The sequence below is a fragment of the Flavobacterium sp. genome (genome assembly GCF_031411595.1).
Lineage (GTDB): Bacteria > Bacteroidota > Bacteroidia > Flavobacteriales > Flavobacteriaceae > Flavobacterium.
In genome coordinates, this window is record NZ_JANOBI010000026.1 from 69,363 (window position 1) to 92,140 (window position 22,778).

The window sequence follows — 22,778 nt, forward strand, 5'->3', positions numbered from 1 at the left end:
GTTGAAGGCATCTATCTTATTAAAAACCGTGTTGTGTGGAATGAAATCCTAAATTGACTAATCCCGGTGCTATTTCAGGTGCATTCATAAACAAATTCCACAACATGCCTGTTCTATGGTTTTCAATCATGGGAACAATTGTGCCTTGATCGATGGCTAAATAACGTTTGGTTACCCAATTAAACTTGGGTGAAAAAGCATCATATGGGCCGATAATTCCAACGTATTTGTCTTTGTGTTCTTCGTATAAATAACGCAGAAATTTCAAAGATTCAACCGGCGTATAAGGATAAGATGATAAAGCGGCAGTTGGTGAAATTACAGCACGATCATTGGTAGGTTTATGATCAGTATAGCCAACACTACCGTCAGCATTTCTGGTATAACTTGCGGTTAATCCCCAGCATTTGTCGCTGTAATCTAGATACTGATATGGATTTGCCACCGCATAGGCGACCATTATTTTCGCATGGTTTTGCGTTAATGTCCAATAATTCGCATATTGATCTGTCAATCCTCTTGGATCGAGTCCTAAATAAGAATAATGCGACCAGAACATTGGACCCACTTTTCCGGAAGCACCATTATAATTGAGTATAACAGGGAATCCATAATAAGAACTTGCATTTACAATGGCACCATTTCTTGCCCAACCTTGGTTGTAACAAGCATTAGAAATGGGATGTGTTGGAGAACACTTCGCCATAACATAAGTAATCAAACATTCGTTATAACCTTCGAGTTTTAAATTCATTTGCCAATCATAATTTGGCGACCAATGCCAGTACAAAACATTTTGTCCTTGCGTATACCAATCCCATTCAACCCCTTTCCAAAGTGTATCTGCTTTTAAAGCCAACGCTTGTTCTTCTGCATTTCCATTTTTAAAATATTCTCTAATACACAATAATCCTTGACATAAGAAAGAAGTTTCTACTAAATCGCCACCATTGTCTTTGGTTGTAAATGGAATAACATGACCCGTATTGCCATCCATCCAATGCGGCCATGCGCCGTGAAAACGGTCGGCATTTTCTAGAAAATTTAATGCGGTTGTTAAGCGAGATACAGCATCGGTTCTTGGGATAAAATTTCGTTCGATACCGACTAAAATCGACATCAATCCGAAACCGGAACCGCCAGTTGTGATGATATTGGCGTCATTACCTACATCATCAACATGATACCGTTCTCTGGCTAATTTTGAATTCGCATGCGCGTAATTCACAAAATATTTTAAGGCATCTTTTTGGACTTGATCTAATAATTCCTCTTCAAGCAGCGGCGGATTTTCATCTATTATAGGTGCGTCTTCAGCAGCATTTTCTGATGAATTATCATTGCAAGCACAAGACATTAGTAAGAAAAAGAAAGCAAAGTAACGAAGGATTTTCATTGTTGTGATATGATGATGATTGAAATAAAAAAAAACACCTAACAGTTTCTGACGCTGTCAGGTGTTTTTAGAAGAAAATTATCTTCCTGCTTTTTCTAACTCGTATAGTGAATTGATATCAGCAGGGATTAAGGCTTTTTTCCAGATTCGAATTTCGTCTACTCCACCTGTTAATGGCTTATTCCAAGTGTCAGCAGTAGTTGCTACATTTCCAAACGCACCAATCATCGGCGTTGATGTTGCATCCATAGTAAGCGAAGTATTGGTACCTCTTACTTCAAATGCAGGATTTGAAATTTTGCTACCATTAGAATAAATGATAAACTTGTTCGTTGCACCATCCCATGTAAACACAAGTTGTGCCCATGTTCCGCCAATTACGTTAGGACCAGCAACGTGTTTACCCGGAGTAACTAAATTGTCAGCCACCATCCAAGTTTCAAGGTGAAGCCAGTTTTCATAAATTTGTGTACCTTCAGCTGCAGTATTCCAACCCGCTTTTACTTTGATGGAATCGTTTACTACACCTGCATCGTCAACTGGGCGAAGCTGCCCTGTTTCAGCATAAAGCATGATGTTTCCTTGCCAATCACCTCCTGGACGCGCCATTGAGAAAAACGTAGAAACAGATCCACTGCCTGGTATTGCAGTCTGATTGTTTTTAACTTTAACCCATGCACTTATTGTAAAGGCATTCATACTCTGGGTCAAAGCTGTGATTGCAGGATAGGTTATATAACCGTTTGTAAAGTTTGCAGCCTGTCCTTTTGCCCCTGCAACCCAATTCGTACCTATTGTGTTTGAAGGTGGTGTATTTGATTTCGATTCGTTACCAGAGCCGTTCAATGGCCAGTAAGCAACTAAATCTGAGGCACCCACTTCATCAGCAGAGTTGAATCCTCCAATGGCTGGAAGCGGTTCACTACTACTGCTGTCAGAACTGCAACTTGATGCTACTAAGCCTAAACCTAAGGTCACTGCGAAAGCATACCCTGTTAATTTCATTGTTTTCATTGTTTTCATTTTTAAATTTAAATTAAGTTAATTATATCCATTGTTTTGAGTGAGTCGACCGCCACTCGCGGTAATTTGTTCTTGTGGAATAGGAAATACTTCGTGTTTACCTACTACAAATGTTTTTCCATCGGCTGCCATAGCGGTTTGCGCTTGACCAGTTCTGACTAAATCGAACCAACGGTCGTGTTCCATAGCCATTTCCCAACGTCTTTCTTTCCAGATGGATTGAAGCGTTACATCAGGTGCATCGGCCAAACCTGCACGGTGTCTGATTTCATTGATTCTGCTTAAAGCTTCTCCTGTATTTCCAATATGAAAACCTGCTTCAGCTCTGATGAGTAGAATATCGCTGTATTTTAAAACCCTTAAGTTCTTGGCGGTCATGCCACGATTTCCGTCCCAATCTTCTGCAACGGCACTTTGGTATGCTTTGTAGTTGTACCTCGGATTGTTTAGTGTAGTGGGTGCCACAATTCCATCCCACAAAACAGATGGAATAAACATAATGGTGGCTGCTTTTCTTAAGTCGCCTGCCTCGTAGGAATTGGTTAAACTTAAAGAAGGCGTATTGAAACCCCAACCCATATCGGGCACGCCTCTTGGTCCTTGCACGTTAGTGTAATCTTGGATTCCATTGGTTAAAGTAGCTTGCACTTCGAAAATAGATTCGCTTTTATTTTCTCCAACTTGTCGCCATACTTGCGCATAATCTGCTAACAAAGCATATTCCCCTGAATTGATTACTTCGCCAGCCATGTCATAGGATTGTTGCCATTTTTCTTGATAGAGATAGGCTTTTGCGAGTAAAGCTTGAGCGGATCCTTTGGTTGCACGCCCTTTATCTTCTTGCGAATATTGGCTTTTCAGCGGTAATTTTTCGATTGCATCTGCTAAGTCCAATTCGATTTGCGCGTAAGTTTCTTGTTTGGATTTTCTAACATAAACAATGTTATTGACTGATTCAAAATCATTGACATCAATCACAGTAGTTACGATAGGAACACCACCGAAACATCGCACCAAATCGAAATACCATAGTGCTCTTAAAAATTTAATTTCTCCGATCAGTCTATTCTTAAATACTGGATCTAAATCCAATTGTTGGATGTAATATAAAGCCCTATTTGCACGACCAATCCCTTGATAACGCGCTTTCCATACATCGGTAAATGAAGTGCTCGAAGAAACGAAATCTAAGGCATCTAATTTGTTTTTATCGGATCCGGTATCGCCTGGTGTTGAGCCTTTGTCGGCGTCGTCAGAAGTGATGCTTGTGATGCCAATCCATGAAAAGGCATTCATGTCGTATTCTAAATTTTTACTATAAACACCATTGGCTAATTTTATCGCACTCGCTGGATTATTCAGAATATCGATTTCACTTTGATTCTCATTTAAAGCTACATCCAAATCATCTTCACAAGATTGAAATGGAATCGTGAGTAAAATCATGAGTAAAATTAACGGACTATATTTTTTCATTGTTGTCATTTTTAAAGTATTAGAAACTAACATTCACTCCGAATAAAAAAGTTTTGTTGGTTGGATAAGCATCTAACTCAATTCCGGCACCACCTAAAGGATCTCCATTGCTAGCGATTTCTGGTGAATACCCTGTAAACTTGGTAAAGATGAAAGGATTTACAGCCGTCACATACATACGGACACGGTCTAATTTTTCGAAAAATTTAGGCAATGTATACCCAAAAGTGATGTTGTTGATTCTGAAGAATGAACCATCTTCTACATAATAAGTGGAAGGTTTTGGGACATTGTTTGAAGGTTTCGGATTGGATGCATTTGGATTGGATGGTGTCCAAAAATTTTCTAATGCATCAAATTCTACATTTTCACCACCAAAACGTTGGGCTTTTTTTCCGTTGTATAATTTGTTGCCACCGACACCATAAGTTTCTACTGAAAAATCGACGTTTTTATAATTGATTCCAAAGTTCAAGGAATAAGTGTATGTTGGAATGTAAGAACCTGCATTCACTCTGTCTTTATCGGTAAGTCCGGCAACACCATCTACCAAATCATTAAAAATGGGTTCTCCATCGCCATTGTAACCTATTTGTTGATACACATAAAAACTTCCCAACGGTTGCCCTTCAAAAACCATCTTGGTATATTCGCCGTTGTTTAGACTTCCGCTTCCTGAGAAATTTTTAAAATAGGGACTGTTAATTTTAGACACTTCATTTTTATTATTAGAGAAAATGCCACTTATCCAATATTTGATATGCTCGCCAATAGTGTCGTCCCAACGCAAAGTCAATTCGATTCCTGTATTCGTGATTTCACCAGCGTTCACATAATTTGGCAATTCAGATATTACATAAGGTGGTGAAACGGGCAAAATCAAATCTTTCGCTTTTCGGTTGTAATAATCGAAGGTTCCTGAAATGTGGTTGTTGAAAAGGACAAAATCAATTCCGAAATCAATTTCAGCCATTTTCTCGAAAGTCAAATTTGGATCAGGAATGGTCGGTACATACAATCCGGGCTGACTCACTGTTGGATCTCCGAAAGGATAATTGTTTGGATTGAAAGCAGTGGTATTAAAACTTGGGCCGTTGCTGTTGGCTAATTGACCATAACCAGCTCTTAATTTTAGATTGCCAATAAACTTATTGTTAGATAAAAACTCTTCTTTGCTTATTACCCAACCAGCTGAGAAAGACGGAAAAACACCCCAACGCACTGGCGCTTGAAACTTACTGGTTCCTTCGCGTCTGACAATGGCAGTAGCCATGTACTTTCCTTTGTAGTCGTACTCTGCTCTACCGAAATAGGCTAAAGAAACTTCAGGTGTCGAAATTCTATTATAAATCACTGAATTAGGTGTTACCTCTCCATTGTCAGAGGCTAAATTTAGGTTCCAATAATTTGAATTTTCAGGTACGTTGTAACGCGTTGCAAATAATTCTTCAAAATTATTATTCTTTGACTTCGACATCCCAATAACCAACGTTACGTTATGATCGCCAAATTGTTTTTTATAGGTCAGATAATTGTCCCAATTGTAAACATAAGAGTTCGTTTTTCTTTGCTGTAAGGTATTTAATGGAGCATCGATGCCTTCTGAAATAGGATAATCTTCAGCACTTAATGACGGATTTTGTGACAGCCATAAATCTCTTGTTGGTGTGTAGGAATAACCTTTTCCCCAATCGGCTGTTGCTCCGAAGTTGGAATTGAATTTGATGTTTTTGAAAAGCTGCAATTCTGCATTTAAGCCTCCCAATAAAGTAACATTTTTATTCTTTTGATTGGTGTAGAACAATTGTGCTACAGGATTGGCAACATTATTAAAACGTTGTCCGGTAAGATCTGCCAGACCTGTGGTGGTATTTAGTAGAGGAACACCAAATCTTCCATTAGCATAACGAACAGGCACTATAGGCGATTGTTTGTAGGCATTCGTAAAAGCACTTAAGGGTTTTGGGTTATTATCTGCAATAGACAAACTGACCAATTGCGTGATTTTAAATTTATCAGAAAATTTATATTCGTTTTTATTAAGAAGGTTGTTTCGTTTGAAATCGGCTCCTAATAAAATTCCTTTTTCGGTATAATTTGAAACGCCTAAATAGTAGCTCACCGCTTCACCTGCGCCAGAAATAGAAATCGAATTGCTGGTTACTTCTCCAGTTCTTGTTATTTCATCAAGCCAATTGGTATTCACGGGTTGGTTAAAATTAAAGTAACTTGAAGAGCCCAATGCGGTGTTGTTGTAATAAGCAAAACGATAAGAATCAGACATCTTTACTTTCTTTAAAATGCTTTTTTGTCCGTAATAAGCATCATAAGAAATTTTAACTTGCCCTTTCTTTCCTTTTTTAGTGGTGATGAATATAACACCATTAACTCCTTTTTGACCATAGATAGCAGTCGAGGAAGCGTCTTTGAGAATGTCGATAGTAGCAATATCATTTGGACTTATACCGTTTAGACTTCCGGCTTCGATACCATCAATTACGTAAAGTGGATTTCTAGAATTTAAAATAGTTCCAATTCCTCTCACATTAATAGTAGGTGCTGCACCTGGTTCATCATTGGTTACGATGTTAATCCCAGCTGCTTTACCTTGTATGGCCTGAATGGCTGATTGAGCTGGAGTTCGTATAATATCATCAGCTTTTATTTGAGAAACAGAACCGGAAATCGAACCTTTTTTTCTGGTTCCATAACCTACAACTATGACTTCATCGAGTGCTTTTGTTGCTTCTATTAAAATAACAGTCATCTCGGACGATGCCGTTTTGGTAACTGTTTCATAACCAACCATAGAAAATTTCAACTTCGCACCTATTTTGGAATTGATTTTAAAATTACCATCAAAATCGGTGGCTGATGAGTTGCTAGAATTCTCTTCGATGATATTGGCTCCTGGAAGTGGAGTCCCGAGAACATCGGTAACCTTACCGGAAACCTCTTGAGCATTTGAGAAAGTCGTAATGAATACAAGTAATAAAAAACTAAAGAGGTTTTTCATAAAAACGTAATTATTGATTTGCTTTCGCTAATATACGCATTTACAACGTTGTAGTAAACAGATATTCATCACTACAACACCACATCAAAAATAGAATAATTATATTTAAGACGTTGATTTTTAGTTTTTTACAAGGTTAATAAATTGTGAATAACTCATCTTAATGACAATTACATGATGTAGTCGTGATGAGTTGTAAAATCATAAAATATTACTTAAAAAACAATAAGATTGATACAATTACAACAGAATTTATAAATTTATCATAAACTTCGGAAGGTTAACATCGGGATTCAAGCCCAACTTCTTTCTCAATCGATAACGCTGTAGTTCAACGCCTCTAAAAGAAATATTCATTAATGGCGCAATTTCTTTTGAAGATAAATTCATTTTTAAATAAATACAAAGCTTGATGTCTTTTGAAGTTAGATCAGTATACTTCTGGGTAAGTTTATGCACAAATTCTTCATGACTTTGCATCAAGTTTTTCTCAAAGCTTTGCCATTCATTCTTATTGATGGCATTGATTTTAATCGATTTTTTAATTTTATTTTTAAGTTGATTCAAATCATTTTCACTATCGAGAATGCTTTGTATACTCTCTATCATTTCCGATTGCTTGGCAATAGAAAGCGATTTTCCTGCCACTTCAGAAGCCTTTGATTTTACTTGCATTTCAAGAATATGCTTTTCATACTCTTGTAATTTCAACTTATTTTCCGCCGTCAATTCCAATTGTAAAATTTGCTTTTGATGCTTTAGCTCTTCTTCTTTGAGCTTGAGCTTTTCGATATACCTGATTTTATTCCATTTATAGTATAAGAAAAAGCTACCTGATATCAACAGAATGTATATCAGAACCATCCAAAAAGAAAAATACCAAGGCCGATTGACATTAAATTGATAATCCGAAATAGCAACGTAATGCTCACCATCGTTGTAATAAACTTTTAAATCTTGGTTGCCACTCGAAAGGTTATTCAAAATAATATTCCCACCTCTGACGCGCAAAAATTCTTTTGAATCATTTAAAGTGTAAAACAAACTCAACCGATTGTAGCCGTAAAACTCAGATATTACATTAATTTCAACGGATTGATTGTATTGAATAGAGCTACTTTTAGTAATCAATTCGTCTTTATAGAACCCTTCGATTTTTATGGCCTGCTTTTTTTGCGGGGTATTGACTAATTGGAATGATAAAAAACCATCGTCAAGATTCATTAGTAAGCGGTTGCCATCATTGAATATTTTGGTATCCTGATTGATGATTTTTCCTTCATAATATTTCTCCGGTATTAATTCCCAAACATATTTATTGTCAATTTGATGAATGATATAAAGGAGTTTGTCTTTTAAAACAATGAAATTCGAATTGTTGATTGGGATGATTTCAGAAATCGTCCCAAAGTTTTTATTGAAAATTTCATTCTTTTCTAACGCATTGGAAATCGAGTTGAAATTGTACCAAACCGAGTTAATAAAAAATAAAATCTCATTTTTAAAATTAAACATCTTGACCCCATAGTCATTCCATATTTTATTTTGTTGGGTAACATTCTCAACCTTTTCTACCTCATATTTACTATTGAATGTAATTCTAAACAAACTTCTGTAATTATCTACAGCCCAAAGTTCTTTGGGTTTGTTTTGTGCAATATTCTTTATAGGTTTGGTCAAATTGGCGATGACTTTATAGTGAGCAAAATCGATGGGTGCATCATATAAAATAATGCCCGAATAATTCGCTTGGAAATATTTGTTGTCATAATCGCTTGCTTGAAATTTCCATCCGCCACTAATCGAATTTACTTTCTTTAAAGTTTCATTTTCATAAACAAATGTGCCGTCATTGTGACCAATAATATACTTCGAGCCATTTTTTTGAATGTCCCAAACTTGCCCTTGAGAATTTGGCAGCAAGTGAAGTTTTTTATTTTTGTATTCAAAAACACCATGATTAGAACCCAACAAATAACCCTCTTTGATTGAAGCCAATGTATAAACCGAACCCAAAACTCCAGTATTATCAGAGAAAATAGCATAGGGTGAATTGATTTCTATGTGTGAAATTCCATTGTCTAATCCTAACCACAAATCATTTTCCCGATCAAAACCAATGCAAAGCACGGAGTTATTCTTCAGCGAATTGTTTCGGTTAATGTTCTTGTGCGTGTGGGTTTTAAAATCAACAATATACAAACCTTGAAAAGCGGTTCCTATCGCCAATCGATTCTCATCAATGAATTTGGCCGTAATGATGATTTCCGTTTTTAAAGCCTCATTCAATTCGTTATTCCATGCTACCAAGTGCCCGTTTTCTTCAACAAACACACCATTCTTTTGAGTAAAAATGTAAATCTGATTGTTGTTTTTGGCAATCGAGTGAATAATGTTGTTCTCTAATCCTTGCCATTGCTCTACTTTGGTAAACTTTTTATTTTCTAAGAGATAAATACCATTTCTGACTGATGCTGCATAGATCTTATTATCGACTACAAAGCAATAGGAAATTTGAAATGGAATTCGAATTTTTTCAATCTTACCGTTGTTATAAATGAAAAGCTCATTAAAAGATTGAAAATAAATTTTGCCATCGTGTTTGAAGATTTTCCAAATTTCTTCATTAATCGATTCGCCTGTGAACAGTTTTTTATTGGCGGACAATGAAGTGTAAATCATTTTTCCTGAAACTCTTTTCCAGTAACCAAACTCGTTGTAAGAACCGCTGTATACTCGATCTGCATCAACAAAAACAGAGCGTATAATGGTTTTGTTGGGCAACATATATTTTTCCCACTTTACACCATTGTAACGCAACAGATAATGGTTGTTTGCATAAAAAAAGTCATTATCATTGCCTTGAACAACGCTCCAAACTTGATTATCACCATTATAATTCGACTTGGTAAAATTCTCTACAAAAGGAAGCAGTTCTTGAGAATGAACTGTAAATGCCACTATTAATAAAAGAAAATAAAAGAAGCTCTTTTTCACACCACAAGATTTTACAATCCAAATGTAAAAAAGTTATTGCATTAAAGCGACATTTCTAAAGAAACAAAAGAGAATAGTCTTTTAGCTATTTTCCATCAACATAGTCTTGAAGATATTCGAACCTTTTGGTAAGCTTACCATTCTCGGTCATCTTAGCGCGTTGCAATATGCCATCTTTATCTCCATTGAAGAAAGCGGGAATCACATGCTCCATAAACATTTCACCAAAACCTTCACTCGCGTCTTTGGGCAATTCGCAAGGCAAATTATCTACCGACATGACTACAATGGCTCCAGGGTGTGTGTATGGAACTTCTTTGTTTTCACTTGGTAAATATCCAAAAAAAGGATCTGCAATTGTAGACGCTTTTAAGGTGCAAGCGATAGGCCCATCAACGTCGCACGAGATATCGGCTACCACTTTGATTTTACAATCGGGTGCATTGAGCATTTCACGTGTCAGAATTTCTGGTCCATCGTTGCCATAAAAATGACCTGCCATGAAAATATCGGATACTTTTGAAAATCGCTCGAAATTGGATGTGTATTGCGTTGGGTTCGCATAGAAATCTTCTTTCGATATAGGTTGATTGTCTTTGCGTTGGTAATAATCCATCACATCAATTTGGGTGTAGACTGCTTCTGAATATATTTTGGTTAAATAATTTTCGATGGAAACTTCCTTGATACGCATACCATCTAAAATCTCTTTGGCGCCCATGGCTACTTTACCGTGACCGGTTAATACGATTTTAATCGGTGGCAAGACTTGACGTCGCAATTTATTAATCAAATCATCTTTACTTACTAACGTTTCCGCCTTTGGGATGGAGAACAATTCGAATTTGAGTCCGAAAGCGCGCATGCCATTATAAGCACCGACAATTCCGGCGTAACGACCGAAACCTATTAATCTTTTATATTTAGAATCGACGATGGTTTCGTGGTCGTATAAATCGATTTTCTTTTCTAGAATCGCTTGCAATAATTTACGATTGTGGGTTTGTTTCTTTAAAGTATGGGAGAAAAAGAAATACTTTTTGTTGGGAATTAAAGCATCAACGGGCACTTCTTTAACACCGAACAATACATCGCAATCAGACACATCATTAGTGATTTCGATGCCAAGTGCTTGGTATTGCTCATCTGTAAAAACGCGAATGTCTGAACTTTCTACTTTTATTTGAGCCTCGGGATGTTCTTTTTGCAGACGCGCCACTTCTTCCGGGGTAAAGACAACTCTGCGGTCGGGTGGATTTTTTCTTTCTTTGATGAGGCCAAATTTCATTTCGTAGCGGTATTTTTTCGGTGGCAAATGTAAACTATAACTACAACGTTTTCAAAACTTTTTTTCTTAAAAAAATGTATTCCAATAAACATTGATTTCTGGTATTTTCAATAGTTAATAAAATGTTTATAACCCATTTTTAAGGCTTTAAATGCCATACCTTTGTTTGTCTATATTTGTCAATAAAGCTTATTCGTATGACAATGAAATCCTACTTTCACTATATATCGCTGTTTTTTATTGCTGCATTATTTTTGACTTGTTCGAGGCAAGACAAAGCTGATGAAGAAACCGTTGAAGCGGTATTGAGCGCTAACGGCTTACCCATGATGCAACCTTCAAAGGTGGTGTATGCCAAGCTGAGTTCGAATTATATTGAAAATAAAAAAGCTTCTGTAATGAAGTATTGCAATAAATACTGGAGCAACGAAAACAACAACTTCAGTTTTTTAGTCGCTAAAAACGGAGAAATTATTTACGAACGATACCAAGGCATTGGCAACAGAGAGCAAGATATTGCGATTACGAGCGACACGCCTTTGCACATAGCTTCAGTAAGCAAAGTAATCACTGCTACCGCTATTTTGCTTTTAGTCAACAACAATAAAATCGATTTGGATCAGAAAGTCACTACACTTTTAGACAATTTTCCTTATCCCGAAATTACGATTCGTACTTTATTGGATCACCGAAGTGGACTCAGAAATTACGCTTATTTCACAGAAGACACTGGTGTTTGGGACCGACATAAAACATTGAGAAATCAGGATGTTGCCAATTTATTGGGTGAAAAGAACCTTCAATTGGATTTTCCAACTGATACGCGATTTGCATATTGCAATACGAATTATGCGATACTAGCTTTGATTATCGAAAAGATTACGGGAATCAGTTATCCGCAAGCGATGCAGGAAATGATATTCAAACCGTTGGGCATGACGCACAGTTATGTTTTTGAATTCGATAAAGATTTGGAAACGGCGATGCCTTCTTACAAAGGAAACAACATGCGATTGGCGTATGATTATCTCGATGCGGTGTATGGCGATAAAAACATTTATTCAACGCCAAGAGATTTGCTCAAATTTGATATGGCGCGCAAAGCACCGACTTTTTTGAATCCGAAATTATGCTGCCAGATTTATAAAGGCTACAGCAACGAGCACAAAGGCACCAAAAACTATGGTTTGGGTATGCGCATGATTGAGTGGGAAACCGGACAAAAATTCTATTTCCATAATGGTTGGTGGCATGGGAACACTTCTTCTTATATCAGTTTGATTAAAGACAATGTGACGATTATTGCACTTTCTAATAAGTTCAATAAGAATGTTTATGCGGTTAGAAAACTGGCGCCGGTCTTTGGCGATTATCCTTTTGATTTTGCGGATGAAGACTAAAAAACAGTTATGAATTTTGAATTATAAATTTTGAATGACTTGATAGCATTTTGAATTTTATAATTTTATTTGGGCATTACGTTCAACTTATACGTTATATTTGCACGCTCAATAATTCAAAATTTATAATTCAAAATTCATAATTATAAATGGGGTCGACTGGTTTTGACAGCAAGTCGAATTGGAAAGTAAGCACGTCGAGAACGGAGACAAATCTCGTAAATCCATGTCTCAAAACTTTACACGGCGAAGGAAACTACGCTCTTGCTGCATAATCTGAATTAAAGTAAGATTAGCCACGTCCTACCAGGTAGGAAAGTGAGATTCACCTCGAAAGCTTTGGTTCTTGGCGGTCGATATAGGTGAATCGTAAATAGGAACCTAAGCATCATGGCGCTTCGACATGGTGACGAAAACTTCAGAAGATAAGCGTTTGGTGGTTGTTTCTGTCCTAGCCTGACGTCGAAAATCTAAACAGGAAATAAGCGTGTAGAAAGTTTTTTAGTTGCTTGTTTGGACGGGAGTTCGACTCTCCCCGACTCCACCTGACGGGATAGTTCAATTTTTTTATTGGATTGTCCCGTTTTTATTTGTTGTAATTTGTTGTTATTCCAAAGAATAAAAAGTAATAAATCGTTGATTCTTGGAGTTCGACATTTATTTTCAGAAAATTCGATTTTTTCGGGGAATATCGAACTCAGTAATCATTGTTGTTGTATCACATCTGCTTTTTGATACAATGATTTCATATTGCTTAATAGATTGATACCGTTCAATACTTTGTTCTTCAGCTCAGTATCCATTCTTTTTTTTCTGAGGTTAATTTATTTTCTTTGGTTGTTTTTTGCTTTTCAACTTCAATATATTGCGTGATAATTTTTGCTTTATTGCATTACTCTGTTAGACCAGACATACATTTGCAACGTCCGTTGTCTTAATAATATGGTGTTCCGATCGAAAGCATAAGTAAAATTTTTGGAACCTAAAATATTCATACCACACAACAATATCCCAAACCATATAGTTGTCGAAACCTAGAAAGTTAATTTGATAAATAAAAGTTATATAAATGACATAAAACCATAATTGCGAGTCAAATGAAGTACCTTGGTAAACGTTATCAAAACACAATGGTGGTTTTACAAAAACCCCAAATAATTTCACAGAAAAAAGCAACATTTATCCATTGGTCCAGCACCCGATTCGTAAATAAATTTTACAATAAAAAAATGGATAAAAATAAAAATGCAGCGAAGTTCAATATTGCTTTTGAAAGTGAAAAATTATACCGCAATCTTTTTACCAATATGTTACATGGCTTTGCGTATTGTAAAGTAATTTATAATGAGGGTGAATTAATAGACTTTACCTATCTGGCGGTTAACAGCCAATACGAGGCGCTTACAGGATTAAAAGATATTGTCGACAAAAAGATGTCGGAAGTAATGCCCGACCTGCTCGAATCGGATCCTGATTATGTGGCGCTGATGAATCGGGTTTCACAAGGGGGCAAATCAGAAAAGTTTGAAACTTATGTGGCGCCGCTCGACAAATGGTTTTCAGTATCCATATACAGTCCGGCCAATGGCTATTTTGTTACGCTGGTTGATAATATTACAGAACAGAAAAATGCAACAAGGGAATTAGAAATAAGGGAAGAGCGTTTTCGGGCGTTAATCGAAAATAATGAGGGCATTATTTCATTAACCGACGATGCGCTGAACTCCATCTACCGAAGTCCTTCATCCGCACGCATTACGGGTTGGACGGCCGATGACATGAAAGCTAAGAGTGGCATTAACTATATTCATCCCGACGACAAAATTATAGTAGAAAACACTGTTGCCAAAGCGATAAAAAATTACGGCATACCACAGCCATATACCGCTCGTTACATGCACAAAAACGGCCATTATATCTGGCTGGAAGGAACGGCGACCAAATTGCCTGATGAAAGCGTTTTAAAGGGGATTATATTTAATTCCCGAGACGTATCAGAAAGATTTGAATTGGAAAATCTTTTACGCAAATCAAATGCACTTTCACGAATCGGCAGTTGGGACGTTGATTTAGTAAAACAAACCGTGTACTGGAGCGATATTACCAAAGAAATTCACGAAGCGGAAAGTAGTTTTGTTCCTGACCTCGCAACAGGACTGAATTTTTATAAAGAAGGAACCGGCAGGGAATTGATAACCCAAAAAGTAAAAGAAGCCATTGAGTTCGGAGAGCCTTGGGATGAAGAACTCGAGATCGTGACGGCAAAAAATAATATACGCTGGATTCGCACCATTGGGCAAACTGAATTTGTGGAGGGCAAATGTGTAAAGATTTATGGAAGTTTCCAGGATATTACCGAACGCAAAAAAAATGAAGCCGCAATCCAAAAAAGTGAAGAAAAATTCAGTGCATTGGTAAAAGCCAGTTCAGATATGGTATACCGCATGAGTCCCGATTGGAGTGTAATGTACCAACTTGACGGACGTGGTTTCATTCCAGATACCCTAAAGCCAAATAGCCATTGGTTTCAGGAATATATTCATCCCAATGATCAGGCACAAGTTATGTCGGTGATTAAAGAGGCCATTCGAACCAAAAGCATTTTTGAGTTAGAACATCCTGTTTTGAAGGTTGACGGTACTCTGGGCTGGACATTCTCTAGGGCATTGCCACTGTTTGATGCAAAGGGTGATATTGTTGAATGGTTTGGAGCAGCAAGTGATATTACCGAACGAAAAAAAGCGGAAAGCAAACTGATTGAAAACGAAAACTATCTCCGAACCATTTTAGATACCGAACCCGAATGCGTAAAAGTACTCAACAGTAAAGGTGAATTACTATCCATGAATCCTGCCGGGCTGGTAATGATAGAAGCTGATAATGAGCAACAGGTATTGGGCTGCCGAATGACGGATCTAGTAGATCAAAAGTACCGGATAGGCTTTAATCGGTTAACTAAAGCAGTTTTCAAAGGCAACTCCGGAACCTTTGAATTTGAAGTGACCGGTTTAAAAGGTGGCCGCCGTTGGCTGGAAACTCATGCGGTACCGCTAAAAGATGCAACAGGGAAAATAATAAACCTATTGGGTGTAACCCGTGATATTACCCAAAAGAAAAATACTGAAATCGAAATACGGCTAAGCGAAGAAAAGTACCGCAATCTATTTGAAAAAAACCCAATGCCTATGTGGATTTTTGATGCAAACGGATTGCAGTTTTTAGAAGTAAATACAGCAGCAATTGAGCATTACGGATTTACCAGGGCTGAGTTCCTCGGAATGACATTGGATGATGTTAGGCCTACTGATAAAAATATTGAATTGTCCGATTTAACCAATAATAACTACCGCAACAGTTTTGATATTTATTCAATTCACAAAAAGAAAAACGGAAGTTTAATAAAGGTGCAGGTTTCCGTTAGCAGTATTTTTTTTGAAAACAAATTAGCGAGGCTTGCTTTGCTTATTGATAAAACTGAGCAGGAAAAAGCTAAAGATGATCTTATTGCAAAATCAGAGGAATTGAGCCAATTAGCATCCCACCTTCAAAATATCAGGGAAGATGAGAGAAAGCGTATAGCCCGCGAAATACATGATGACTTGGGACAACAGCTCACGGCAATTAAAATGGATACCGTTTGGATTGATAAACAAATTCCTGCCAAAACAGTGGCGGTAAAAAAGAAACTAAAAAACATGCTGGAATTACTGGATGGAAGCCATCAATCAGTAAGAAAAATTTTAAATGAGCTGCGACCCAGGATGCTTGACGACTATGTCTTACTGGAAGCGCTGCAATGGCAAGGCGAGCAGTTTACTGCAAGCACGGGCACCCCAGTACACTTTACAACCAACCAAAGCACCATTGCGCTGCCACAGGAAACCGCTACCTGCATTTTCAGGATATACCAGGAAGCGCTGACTAATATTACCCGCTATGCATCAGCTTCGCATGTGATAAGTTCATTAAACATTATTAACGATTACATTATCCTTACGATTGAAGACGATGGAAATGGGTTCGACCCAAAAATGGTAGAAAGCAAAAAAAGTTTCGGTTTGTTGGGGATGAAGGAACGGGTATTTTCATTTAAGGGAAAATTCGACTTGGTTTCATCGCCGGGCAAAGGAACAAAGATTGTAATCAGCTTACCGAATATAGATTTATTTGTAAAAGATCTGCAACAAACGAAAAAATAATACCATGAACCGAATACTTCTCGCCGACGACCATAGCATTATACGTCGTGGTCTGATACAAATATTAAAGGATGAATTCCCTGCTGTTGAAATCACAGAAGTGGGTGATGGAGCATCGGCTATCAAGGAAGTCACCTTTCATGATTTTGATCTGGTGATTTCTGACCTTGATATGCCCGGCATGTCCGGGCTAGATGTGCTGCAGCAAATTCAACTGATCAAGCCCAATCTTCCGGTTTTGATACTTAGTGTTTATACAGAAGACCTTTATGCGGTTAGGGTATTAAGAGCCGGAGGTGCCGGTTATATGAATAAGAATACAGCGCCTTATGAACTCATTAATGCCATACGCCGTATCGCTTTGGGCAAAAAATACATTACCCCAGAAATAGCGGAAAAACTTTTGATTAATGTGGATACCAGCAAAAGACCTCATGAACTGCTGACCAACCGCGAACTCGAAATTCTTAAGCTGCTTGCCGAAGGAAGAACCATTACTCAGGTAGCGCAGTCGCTTTCCTCCGCCTTAACCACCGTCAGTACGCACCGCAGTCGCATTATGGAAAAACTCGGTTTAGCCACCAACTCAGAGCTCACCCGCTACGCCATTGCCCACCACATTATTTCCGATATACCGCTGTAAACTTCCACGCATTCTATCGCCGGCAGTTAGTAGTAGTACTACTACCACAATCACTAACTATTTCACTACACAAACCAGCGGGCAACTGCTATGTGTTTATATGTGAAATTATCGCTGCTTTGTAAAATGAAAATACTAATAGCCGATAGTTCTCCCCAGATAACAAAAAGGTTGAGGTTTATGATTGAAAAAGAAAACAAGAACATAATTATTTGCACTGCAGATAATTACTAAACTGCTTTACAATTATTCACCGAAAATAAACCATAGCTTCTTGTTGGACATCAATTATCAAGGAAAAGAAACAATGGCGTTATTACGGGAAATAAAGAAAACAGGACAACAAACCGTAATCATCATTTTATCTATCAATATAAGTAACACCGCAGTAGACCAATACAAATTACTGGGTGCAACTATTTTTTTAGATAAGTTTCTTGAGTTAGATAAAATCCCCGGAATAATCAGTGGCATAGCCGAAAAACTTAATCACTAATAATTATGGAAAATCAAGTTAAAATGCACACCGTGGTATATCAGACAGTAAAAGCATTGCCTGTATGCCATAACTCGTATGTTACGATTCGAAATAAGCAACTCGACATTCATTACCGCAATCAGCATTACAAGATTGGTCTTGATAAGGTAGCCAAATTTTACCTGCTAAAGAAAAAAGCTCACTCATGGATACCCGTGATTGGCCGCTTTCTAACGCCAAAATATACCCTATGCCTCCAGACATGTGACAGGGAAAAAATCACTATGATCATTCGCGCTTCAGATAAGCAATATTTCATTAATGCAATCTATACCGTACGCAATATCAACCAGAAATTTTAAGGAACTGTATGTCATGAGAAGCAAATCTTTAATTAAAACCTTTATGAGCATTGATAGAAATAGGAATACTGTATTGCACTACGAACCCATTGCCAACAAAGAACTAGCATTCCAAAATAACGAAAAAGATAAACGTGCCGCCGAACTCCTCATTGCCAACAAAGAACTAGCATTCCAAAATAACGAAAAAGAAAAACGTGCCGCCGAACTCCTCATTGCCAACAAAGAACTCGTATTCCAAAATGATGAAAAAGAAAAACGCGCAACGGAGTTAATCAAGAGCAACAGCGACCTCATTCAGGCTAAAACCAGGCTGAAAGAAGTCAATGCAGAGCTTGATGCATTCACTTATTCTGTTGCACATGATTTGCGCGCACCGCTTCGTGCGGTGAACAGCTACTCCCAGATACTGGCAGAAGATTATAGCCAGCTCATTGATGCCGATGGCATGCAGGTACTCGAAATCATACGTTACAATACCAAAAAAATGGGCACCTTGATCGATGAGCTACTGTCATTTTCCAGGCTCGGGCGCAAAGAAATTGACCGGAAGACCATTGATTTGGATGATCTGATCGGAAGCGTTCTTGCAGATATTAACCGATCGACAGAACATCATGCCGCGATCAAGGCAAGCCCATTACCAATGGTAAACGCTGATCCTGTTTTATTGCGCCAGATGCTGTTTAACCTGATATCCAACGCGATCAAGTATTCTTCAAAAAAAGAAAACCCCGTCGTCGAAATAGCGGCGACACAACAAAACGATAAAACAGTATTTAGTGTCAAGGATAACGGTGCCGGTTTTGACATGAGGTTTGCAGACAAGCTCTTCGGCGTATTCCAACGTTTGCATTCAGAAAAGGAATTTGAAGGCAATGGCGTTGGACTGGCGATTGTACACCGCATCATTGCCAAACACGGCGGTCAGGTCTGGGGCGAAGGAAAAGAAAATGAGGGCGCTACTTTTTATTTTACACTTAGTTAACACAAATTATTATGGATCACGCAGAAATCATTTTGGTAGAAGACAATATTAGTGATGCCTGCCTTGTCATGCGTGCGCTTAGAAAAAACAATCTGGTTAACCACCTGCTGCATTTACACGATGGAAAGGAAGCCTTGGATTATTTTTTCGGCAATGAAGCAAACAGTATGCAAAAACCGCCAAAGCTCATTTTACTCGACCTTAAAATGCCGAAAGTAAACGGGATTGAAGTATTGGAAAAGTTAAAAATGAATGCACTTACGAAAACGATCCCGGTAGTCATTCTGACGTCGTCTCAAGAAGATCCCGATTTGGTAAAATGTTACAAGTTAGGGGCCAACAGCTATGTCGTAAAACCTATAGTGTTTACTGAATTTGTAAATGCAATCGCACAAGTGGGGCTTTATTGGCTCCTGATTAATATTCCCCAAAAAAACATCATATGAAATATCATATTTTACATATCGAGGATTCAAAAACCGATGCCGATCTTATCAAACGACTGATACAGAAGTCGGGCATGGAGTTCAGCTATCACCTTGCCTCTGATAAAGAGGAAGTTGCCGATGCCCTAACCCTTTTTGACCCTAATATTGTGTTATGCGACCATTCCCTGCCCGCCTTTAACTCCAAAATGGCTTATAAGCTTTGTAAAGAAAAAAATCCCTTCCTTCCTTTTATACTGGTTACCGGTTCGATATCAGAAGAGTTTGCGGTAGACATGATCAAAACCGGCGTCGATGATTATTTGCTAAAGACCAATTTACAACGGTTACCGCTGGCCATCGAAAATGCTGTTTATAAACGGGAACACGAAAGGAAACTACAGGCGCTCCGCGCAGAATTATACAATTCGGAAACGAATCTACGTACCTTTTTTGAAAACGCTAGTATTGGGCTAATATTACTTGACGGAAACTGCATCATACTGGAACTGAATAACCAAACTAAATACTACAGCAAAATTTCCTTTGGATGTGAGTTGTTAAAAAATGAGAATCTTTTGGATTTTGTACCTGTATATCGCAAAGAGGAGCTTCGAACACAATTTCAAAAATCATTACAAGGAGAAAAGATACAATATGAATCGGTTTATCCACAACAAGACGGCTCGGTAATAACTTTTGATGTTAAACTAATTCCCACCATTCATTCAGATGGAAGTGTAGCAGGCATCTGTATCAGGTTGGAGGATATTTCGGAACGTAAAAAAGCGACACAAGAAATTACTAACGCAAATGAGTTGTTGAAGCTACTGACAGAAAACATTTCAGATATGGTAGCATTACACTCTCCGGATTGCGAATATATTTATGTAAGCCCATCGTCTGAAAAAATATTGGGATACATGCCCGAAGAATTAATAGGCACATCCACTTTTTCATTGATGCACCCTGAAGATTTGGACCGCGTGAAGTCTGGGATTCATAAAAGTGTATTGCGTGGTGATAAGGATCAAATTTCAGAATACAGGCTGAAGCACAAGAACGGGGAATATATCTGGATTGAAGCTAAAGCTACGCCTGTCTATGAAAATGACCAACCGGAGGTAGCAAAAATACAATCGACCATAAGAGACATTTCGGCGCGCAAAAAGGCGGAACAGGAAACAAGACAACTGACAGAACGTTTACTATTGGCCAAACAGTGCGCCCAATTGGGAATATGGGAATGGAATATAGAAACGAATGTACTTATATGGGACGAAGGGATGTACAAAATTTATAACATTGCCCCTAATGAGTTTACTTCTGTTTATGAAGCATGGACTGCGAGATTGCACAAGGATGACAGACAAAGAGTACAAACGGATATTCAACTTGCTATTGCCAATAAGAAAGAGTATCAACCTGAATTCAGAATTCTATGGGATGATGCCACTATTCATTATATAAACTCCACAGGTATTATTGAAAGAGATGCTGATGGGAATGCCATACGAATGATTGGAATTAACCGGGATGTTACGTCACAAAAGGAAAGGGAGCAGCAGCTTAAATTATTAGAATCTGTTGTGACCAACACCACCGATTCGGTAGTAATTACCGAAGCGGAACCGTTTGATGAACCAGGCCCTAAAATTGTTTATGTAAATGAAGCCTTTACAAAAATGACCGGTTACAGCATAGCAGAAGTAATGGGCAAAACACCCAGGATACTGCAAGGGCCAAAGTCAAATAAAGCAGCACTCAAAAACTTTAGTGAAAGGATTCGAAAATGGCAAACCAGTGAAATTACCATTCTTAATTATAAAAAAAATGGGGAAGAATTCTGGAATAATTTCATTGTAAGCCCTGTAGCCAATGAAAAAGGATGGTTTACACACTGGATTTCTATCGAGAGAGATGTTACCAAAAGTAAGCTCGCCGAAATCGAACGTGCTAAAATAACAGAAGATTTGATACAGCGCAACCGCGACCTCGAGCAGTTTACTTTCATCATATCACACAACCTGCGTGCACCCACCGCAAACATTATGGGCTTTGCCGAGTTTCTACAGGCTGAAACGCTCTCACCAGAAGAACAACGAGAATGTCTCAAAGCACTCGCAACTTCTGTGTTAGGACTTGATAACGTTATCAAGGACATCAACCAGATTTTACAAATTAAAAATGAACTCAAAGAAAAAAAAGAAATCATTTTGCTTTCAAAATTAGTAAACGATATAGTCGAAGGTATTGGAAATCTTATTGATAAAGATAACATCCATATCATATCTGATTTTTCGGAAGTAGTTGAAATATTTTCAATCAAAGCCTACATGCACAGCATCTTTTTTAATTTAATCACTAACAGCATAAAATATTGCACGCCTGGGGAACCCGCTCGTATCGAAATCAAAAGCAAAAACGAAAACGGAAAAACAATCCTAACATTTAAAGACAACGGGTTAGGCATTGACATGAACAGAAATAGCGGAAAAGTGTTCGGGCTTTATGAGCGGTTCCACGCCCACGTAGAAGGTAAAGGTATTGGATTGTTCATGGTTAAAACACAAGTCGAAGCAATAGGCGGAAAAATTACTATTGCCAGCGAGCTCAACAAAGGCACCGAAATTACAATCACATTTAAAAAATAAATCGAACATGAAAATCTCCGCAAAACGATTCATACTCATTGACGATGACCCGATTAACAATATATTCTCTCTAATGGTGTTAAAAAAATCGCTCGGAGACAATGAAATCATGGTGTTTAAGCATCCCGAAATGGGATTGGACTATATTGAGGCCGAATTTTGTTTTAAAAACCGTGTTGAGGAAACAATACTCTTTTTAGACATCAATATGCCTACCATGACAGGCTGGGAATTTCTTGAAAAATTCGAGACGTTCCCAAACTCGGTTAAAAATCAATTTAAAATATACATGCTGTCTTCCACGGTTGATCTTTTAGACATTGAACGTGCAAAATCAAATAGGCTCGTCGTTGGCTTCCTGGAAAAGCCGCTTAAAAAAATACTCCTGACTGAAATGTTCGGCAAAGCCACCAATGATTAATACTTAATTTAA

Annotated in this window: 14 protein-coding genes and 1 other RNA gene; 9 read left to right on the plus strand and 6 right to left on the minus strand. The window is 37.8% G+C overall.

Translation table 11 applies throughout. The annotated features are described in order from the left end of the window. Positions 1-19 precede the first annotated feature (19 nt). From RMO03_RS05670 to RMO03_RS05695, 6 genes are all read right to left on the minus strand, one after another. A complete protein-coding gene (locus RMO03_RS05670) occupies positions 20-1,396 on the minus strand; it encodes a glucoamylase family protein (RefSeq protein WP_309641122.1) in 1,377 nt (458 codons plus the stop codon). Positions 1,397-1,474: 78 nt separating this feature from the next. Beyond that, complete coding sequence (locus RMO03_RS05675; RefSeq protein ID WP_309641123.1) at positions 1,475-2,410, minus strand: LamG-like jellyroll fold domain-containing protein; 936 nt, start codon at positions 2,408-2,410, stop codon at positions 1,475-1,477. Positions 2,411-2,437: 27 nt separating this feature from the next. Further along, complete coding sequence (locus RMO03_RS05680) at positions 2,438-3,895, minus strand: RagB/SusD family nutrient uptake outer membrane protein (protein ID WP_309641124.1); 1,458 nt, start codon at positions 3,893-3,895, stop codon at positions 2,438-2,440. A gap of 19 nt (positions 3,896-3,914) precedes the next feature. Further along, positions 3,915-6,911, minus strand: coding sequence for a SusC/RagA family TonB-linked outer membrane protein (locus RMO03_RS05685; protein ID WP_309641125.1), 2,997 nt, complete (start codon positions 6,909-6,911; stop codon positions 3,915-3,917). A gap of 252 nt (positions 6,912-7,163) precedes the next feature. Then, positions 7,164-9,908 (minus strand): histidine kinase, encoded by a 2,745-nt coding sequence (locus RMO03_RS05690; RefSeq protein WP_309641126.1) that lies wholly within the window; start codon positions 9,906-9,908, stop codon positions 7,164-7,166. 85 nt (positions 9,909-9,993) lie between these two features. Next, positions 9,994-11,196: an NAD(P)-dependent oxidoreductase gene (locus RMO03_RS05695; RefSeq protein ID WP_309641127.1), complete on the minus strand. Its 1,203-nt coding sequence runs from the start codon at positions 11,194-11,196 to the stop codon at positions 9,994-9,996. A gap of 203 nt (positions 11,197-11,399) precedes the next feature. Between RMO03_RS05695 and RMO03_RS05700 the strand changes: the two genes are divergently transcribed. The 9 genes from RMO03_RS05700 to RMO03_RS05740 all read left to right on the plus strand — a co-directional run bounded on the left by RMO03_RS05700 (position 11,400) and on the right by RMO03_RS05740 (position 22,766). Beyond that, positions 11,400-12,596: a serine hydrolase domain-containing protein gene (locus tag RMO03_RS05700; RefSeq protein ID WP_309641128.1), complete on the plus strand. Its 1,197-nt coding sequence runs from the start codon at positions 11,400-11,402 to the stop codon at positions 12,594-12,596. A gap of 151 nt (positions 12,597-12,747) precedes the next feature. Beyond that, positions 12,748-13,143, plus strand: a transfer-messenger RNA (tmRNA) gene (gene ssrA / locus RMO03_RS05705). A gap of 550 nt (positions 13,144-13,693) precedes the next feature. Further along, complete coding sequence (locus RMO03_RS05710) at positions 13,694-16,795, plus strand: PAS domain S-box protein (protein ID WP_309641129.1); 3,102 nt, start codon at positions 13,694-13,696, stop codon at positions 16,793-16,795. Between the two features lie 4 nt (positions 16,796-16,799). Beyond that, positions 16,800-17,438 carry a response regulator transcription factor gene (locus RMO03_RS05715; RefSeq protein ID WP_309641130.1) on the plus strand — a complete coding sequence of 213 codons (639 nt, stop codon included), beginning with the start codon at positions 16,800-16,802 and terminating at the stop codon, positions 17,436-17,438. Positions 17,439-17,712: 274 nt separating this feature from the next. After that, positions 17,713-17,934 carry a hypothetical protein gene (locus RMO03_RS05720; protein ID WP_309641131.1) on the plus strand — a complete coding sequence of 74 codons (222 nt, stop codon included), beginning with the start codon at positions 17,713-17,715 and terminating at the stop codon, positions 17,932-17,934. 387 nt (positions 17,935-18,321) lie between these two features. Further along, positions 18,322-19,266 (plus strand): ATP-binding protein, encoded by a 945-nt coding sequence (locus RMO03_RS05725; protein ID WP_309641132.1) that lies wholly within the window; start codon positions 18,322-18,324, stop codon positions 19,264-19,266. An 11-nt stretch (positions 19,267-19,277) separates the two neighbouring features. Further along, a complete protein-coding gene (locus RMO03_RS05730) occupies positions 19,278-19,712 on the plus strand; it encodes a response regulator (protein WP_309641133.1) in 435 nt (144 codons plus the stop codon). Next, positions 19,709-22,345 carry a PAS domain S-box protein gene (locus tag RMO03_RS05735; RefSeq protein WP_309641134.1) on the plus strand — a complete coding sequence of 879 codons (2,637 nt, stop codon included), beginning with the start codon at positions 19,709-19,711 and terminating at the stop codon, positions 22,343-22,345. Before RMO03_RS05730 ends, RMO03_RS05735 begins: the two co-directional genes overlap by 4 nt. 7 nt (positions 22,346-22,352) lie before the next feature. Next, positions 22,353-22,766, plus strand: a complete 414-nt coding sequence (locus RMO03_RS05740; RefSeq protein WP_309641135.1) for a response regulator — start codon at positions 22,353-22,355, stop codon at positions 22,764-22,766. Positions 22,767-22,778: the final 12 nt, after the last annotated feature.

Bases quoted from the DNA above. Each gene is read 5' to 3' on its own strand.
- RMO03_RS05670 (WP_309641122.1), bottom strand. From the start codon at position 1,396: ATGAAAATCCTTCGTTACTTTGCTTTCTTTTTCTTACTAATGTCTTGT.
- RMO03_RS05675 (WP_309641123.1), bottom strand. From the start codon at position 2,410: ATGAAAACAATGAAATTAACAGGGTATGCTTTCGCAGTGACCTTAGGT.
- RMO03_RS05680 (WP_309641124.1), bottom strand. From the start codon at position 3,895: ATGAAAAAATATAGTCCGTTAATTTTACTCATGATTTTACTCACGATT.
- RMO03_RS05685 (WP_309641125.1), bottom strand. From the start codon at position 6,911: ATGAAAAACCTCTTTAGTTTTTTATTACTTGTATTCATTACGACTTTC.
- RMO03_RS05695 (WP_309641127.1), bottom strand. From the start codon at position 11,196: ATGAAATTTGGCCTCATCAAAGAAAGAAAAAATCCACCCGACCGCAGA.
- RMO03_RS05700 (WP_309641128.1), top strand. From the start codon at position 11,400: ATGAAATCCTACTTTCACTATATATCGCTGTTTTTTATTGCTGCATTA.
- RMO03_RS05710 (WP_309641129.1), top strand. From the start codon at position 13,694: ATGAAGTACCTTGGTAAACGTTATCAAAACACAATGGTGGTTTTACAA.
- RMO03_RS05715 (WP_309641130.1), top strand. From the start codon at position 16,800: ATGAACCGAATACTTCTCGCCGACGACCATAGCATTATACGTCGTGGT.
- RMO03_RS05725 (WP_309641132.1), top strand. From the start codon at position 18,322: ATGAGCATTGATAGAAATAGGAATACTGTATTGCACTACGAACCCATT.
- RMO03_RS05730 (WP_309641133.1), top strand. From the start codon at position 19,278: ATGGATCACGCAGAAATCATTTTGGTAGAAGACAATATTAGTGATGCC.
- RMO03_RS05735 (WP_309641134.1), top strand. From the start codon at position 19,709: ATGAAATATCATATTTTACATATCGAGGATTCAAAAACCGATGCCGAT.
- RMO03_RS05740 (WP_309641135.1), top strand. From the start codon at position 22,353: ATGAAAATCTCCGCAAAACGATTCATACTCATTGACGATGACCCGATT.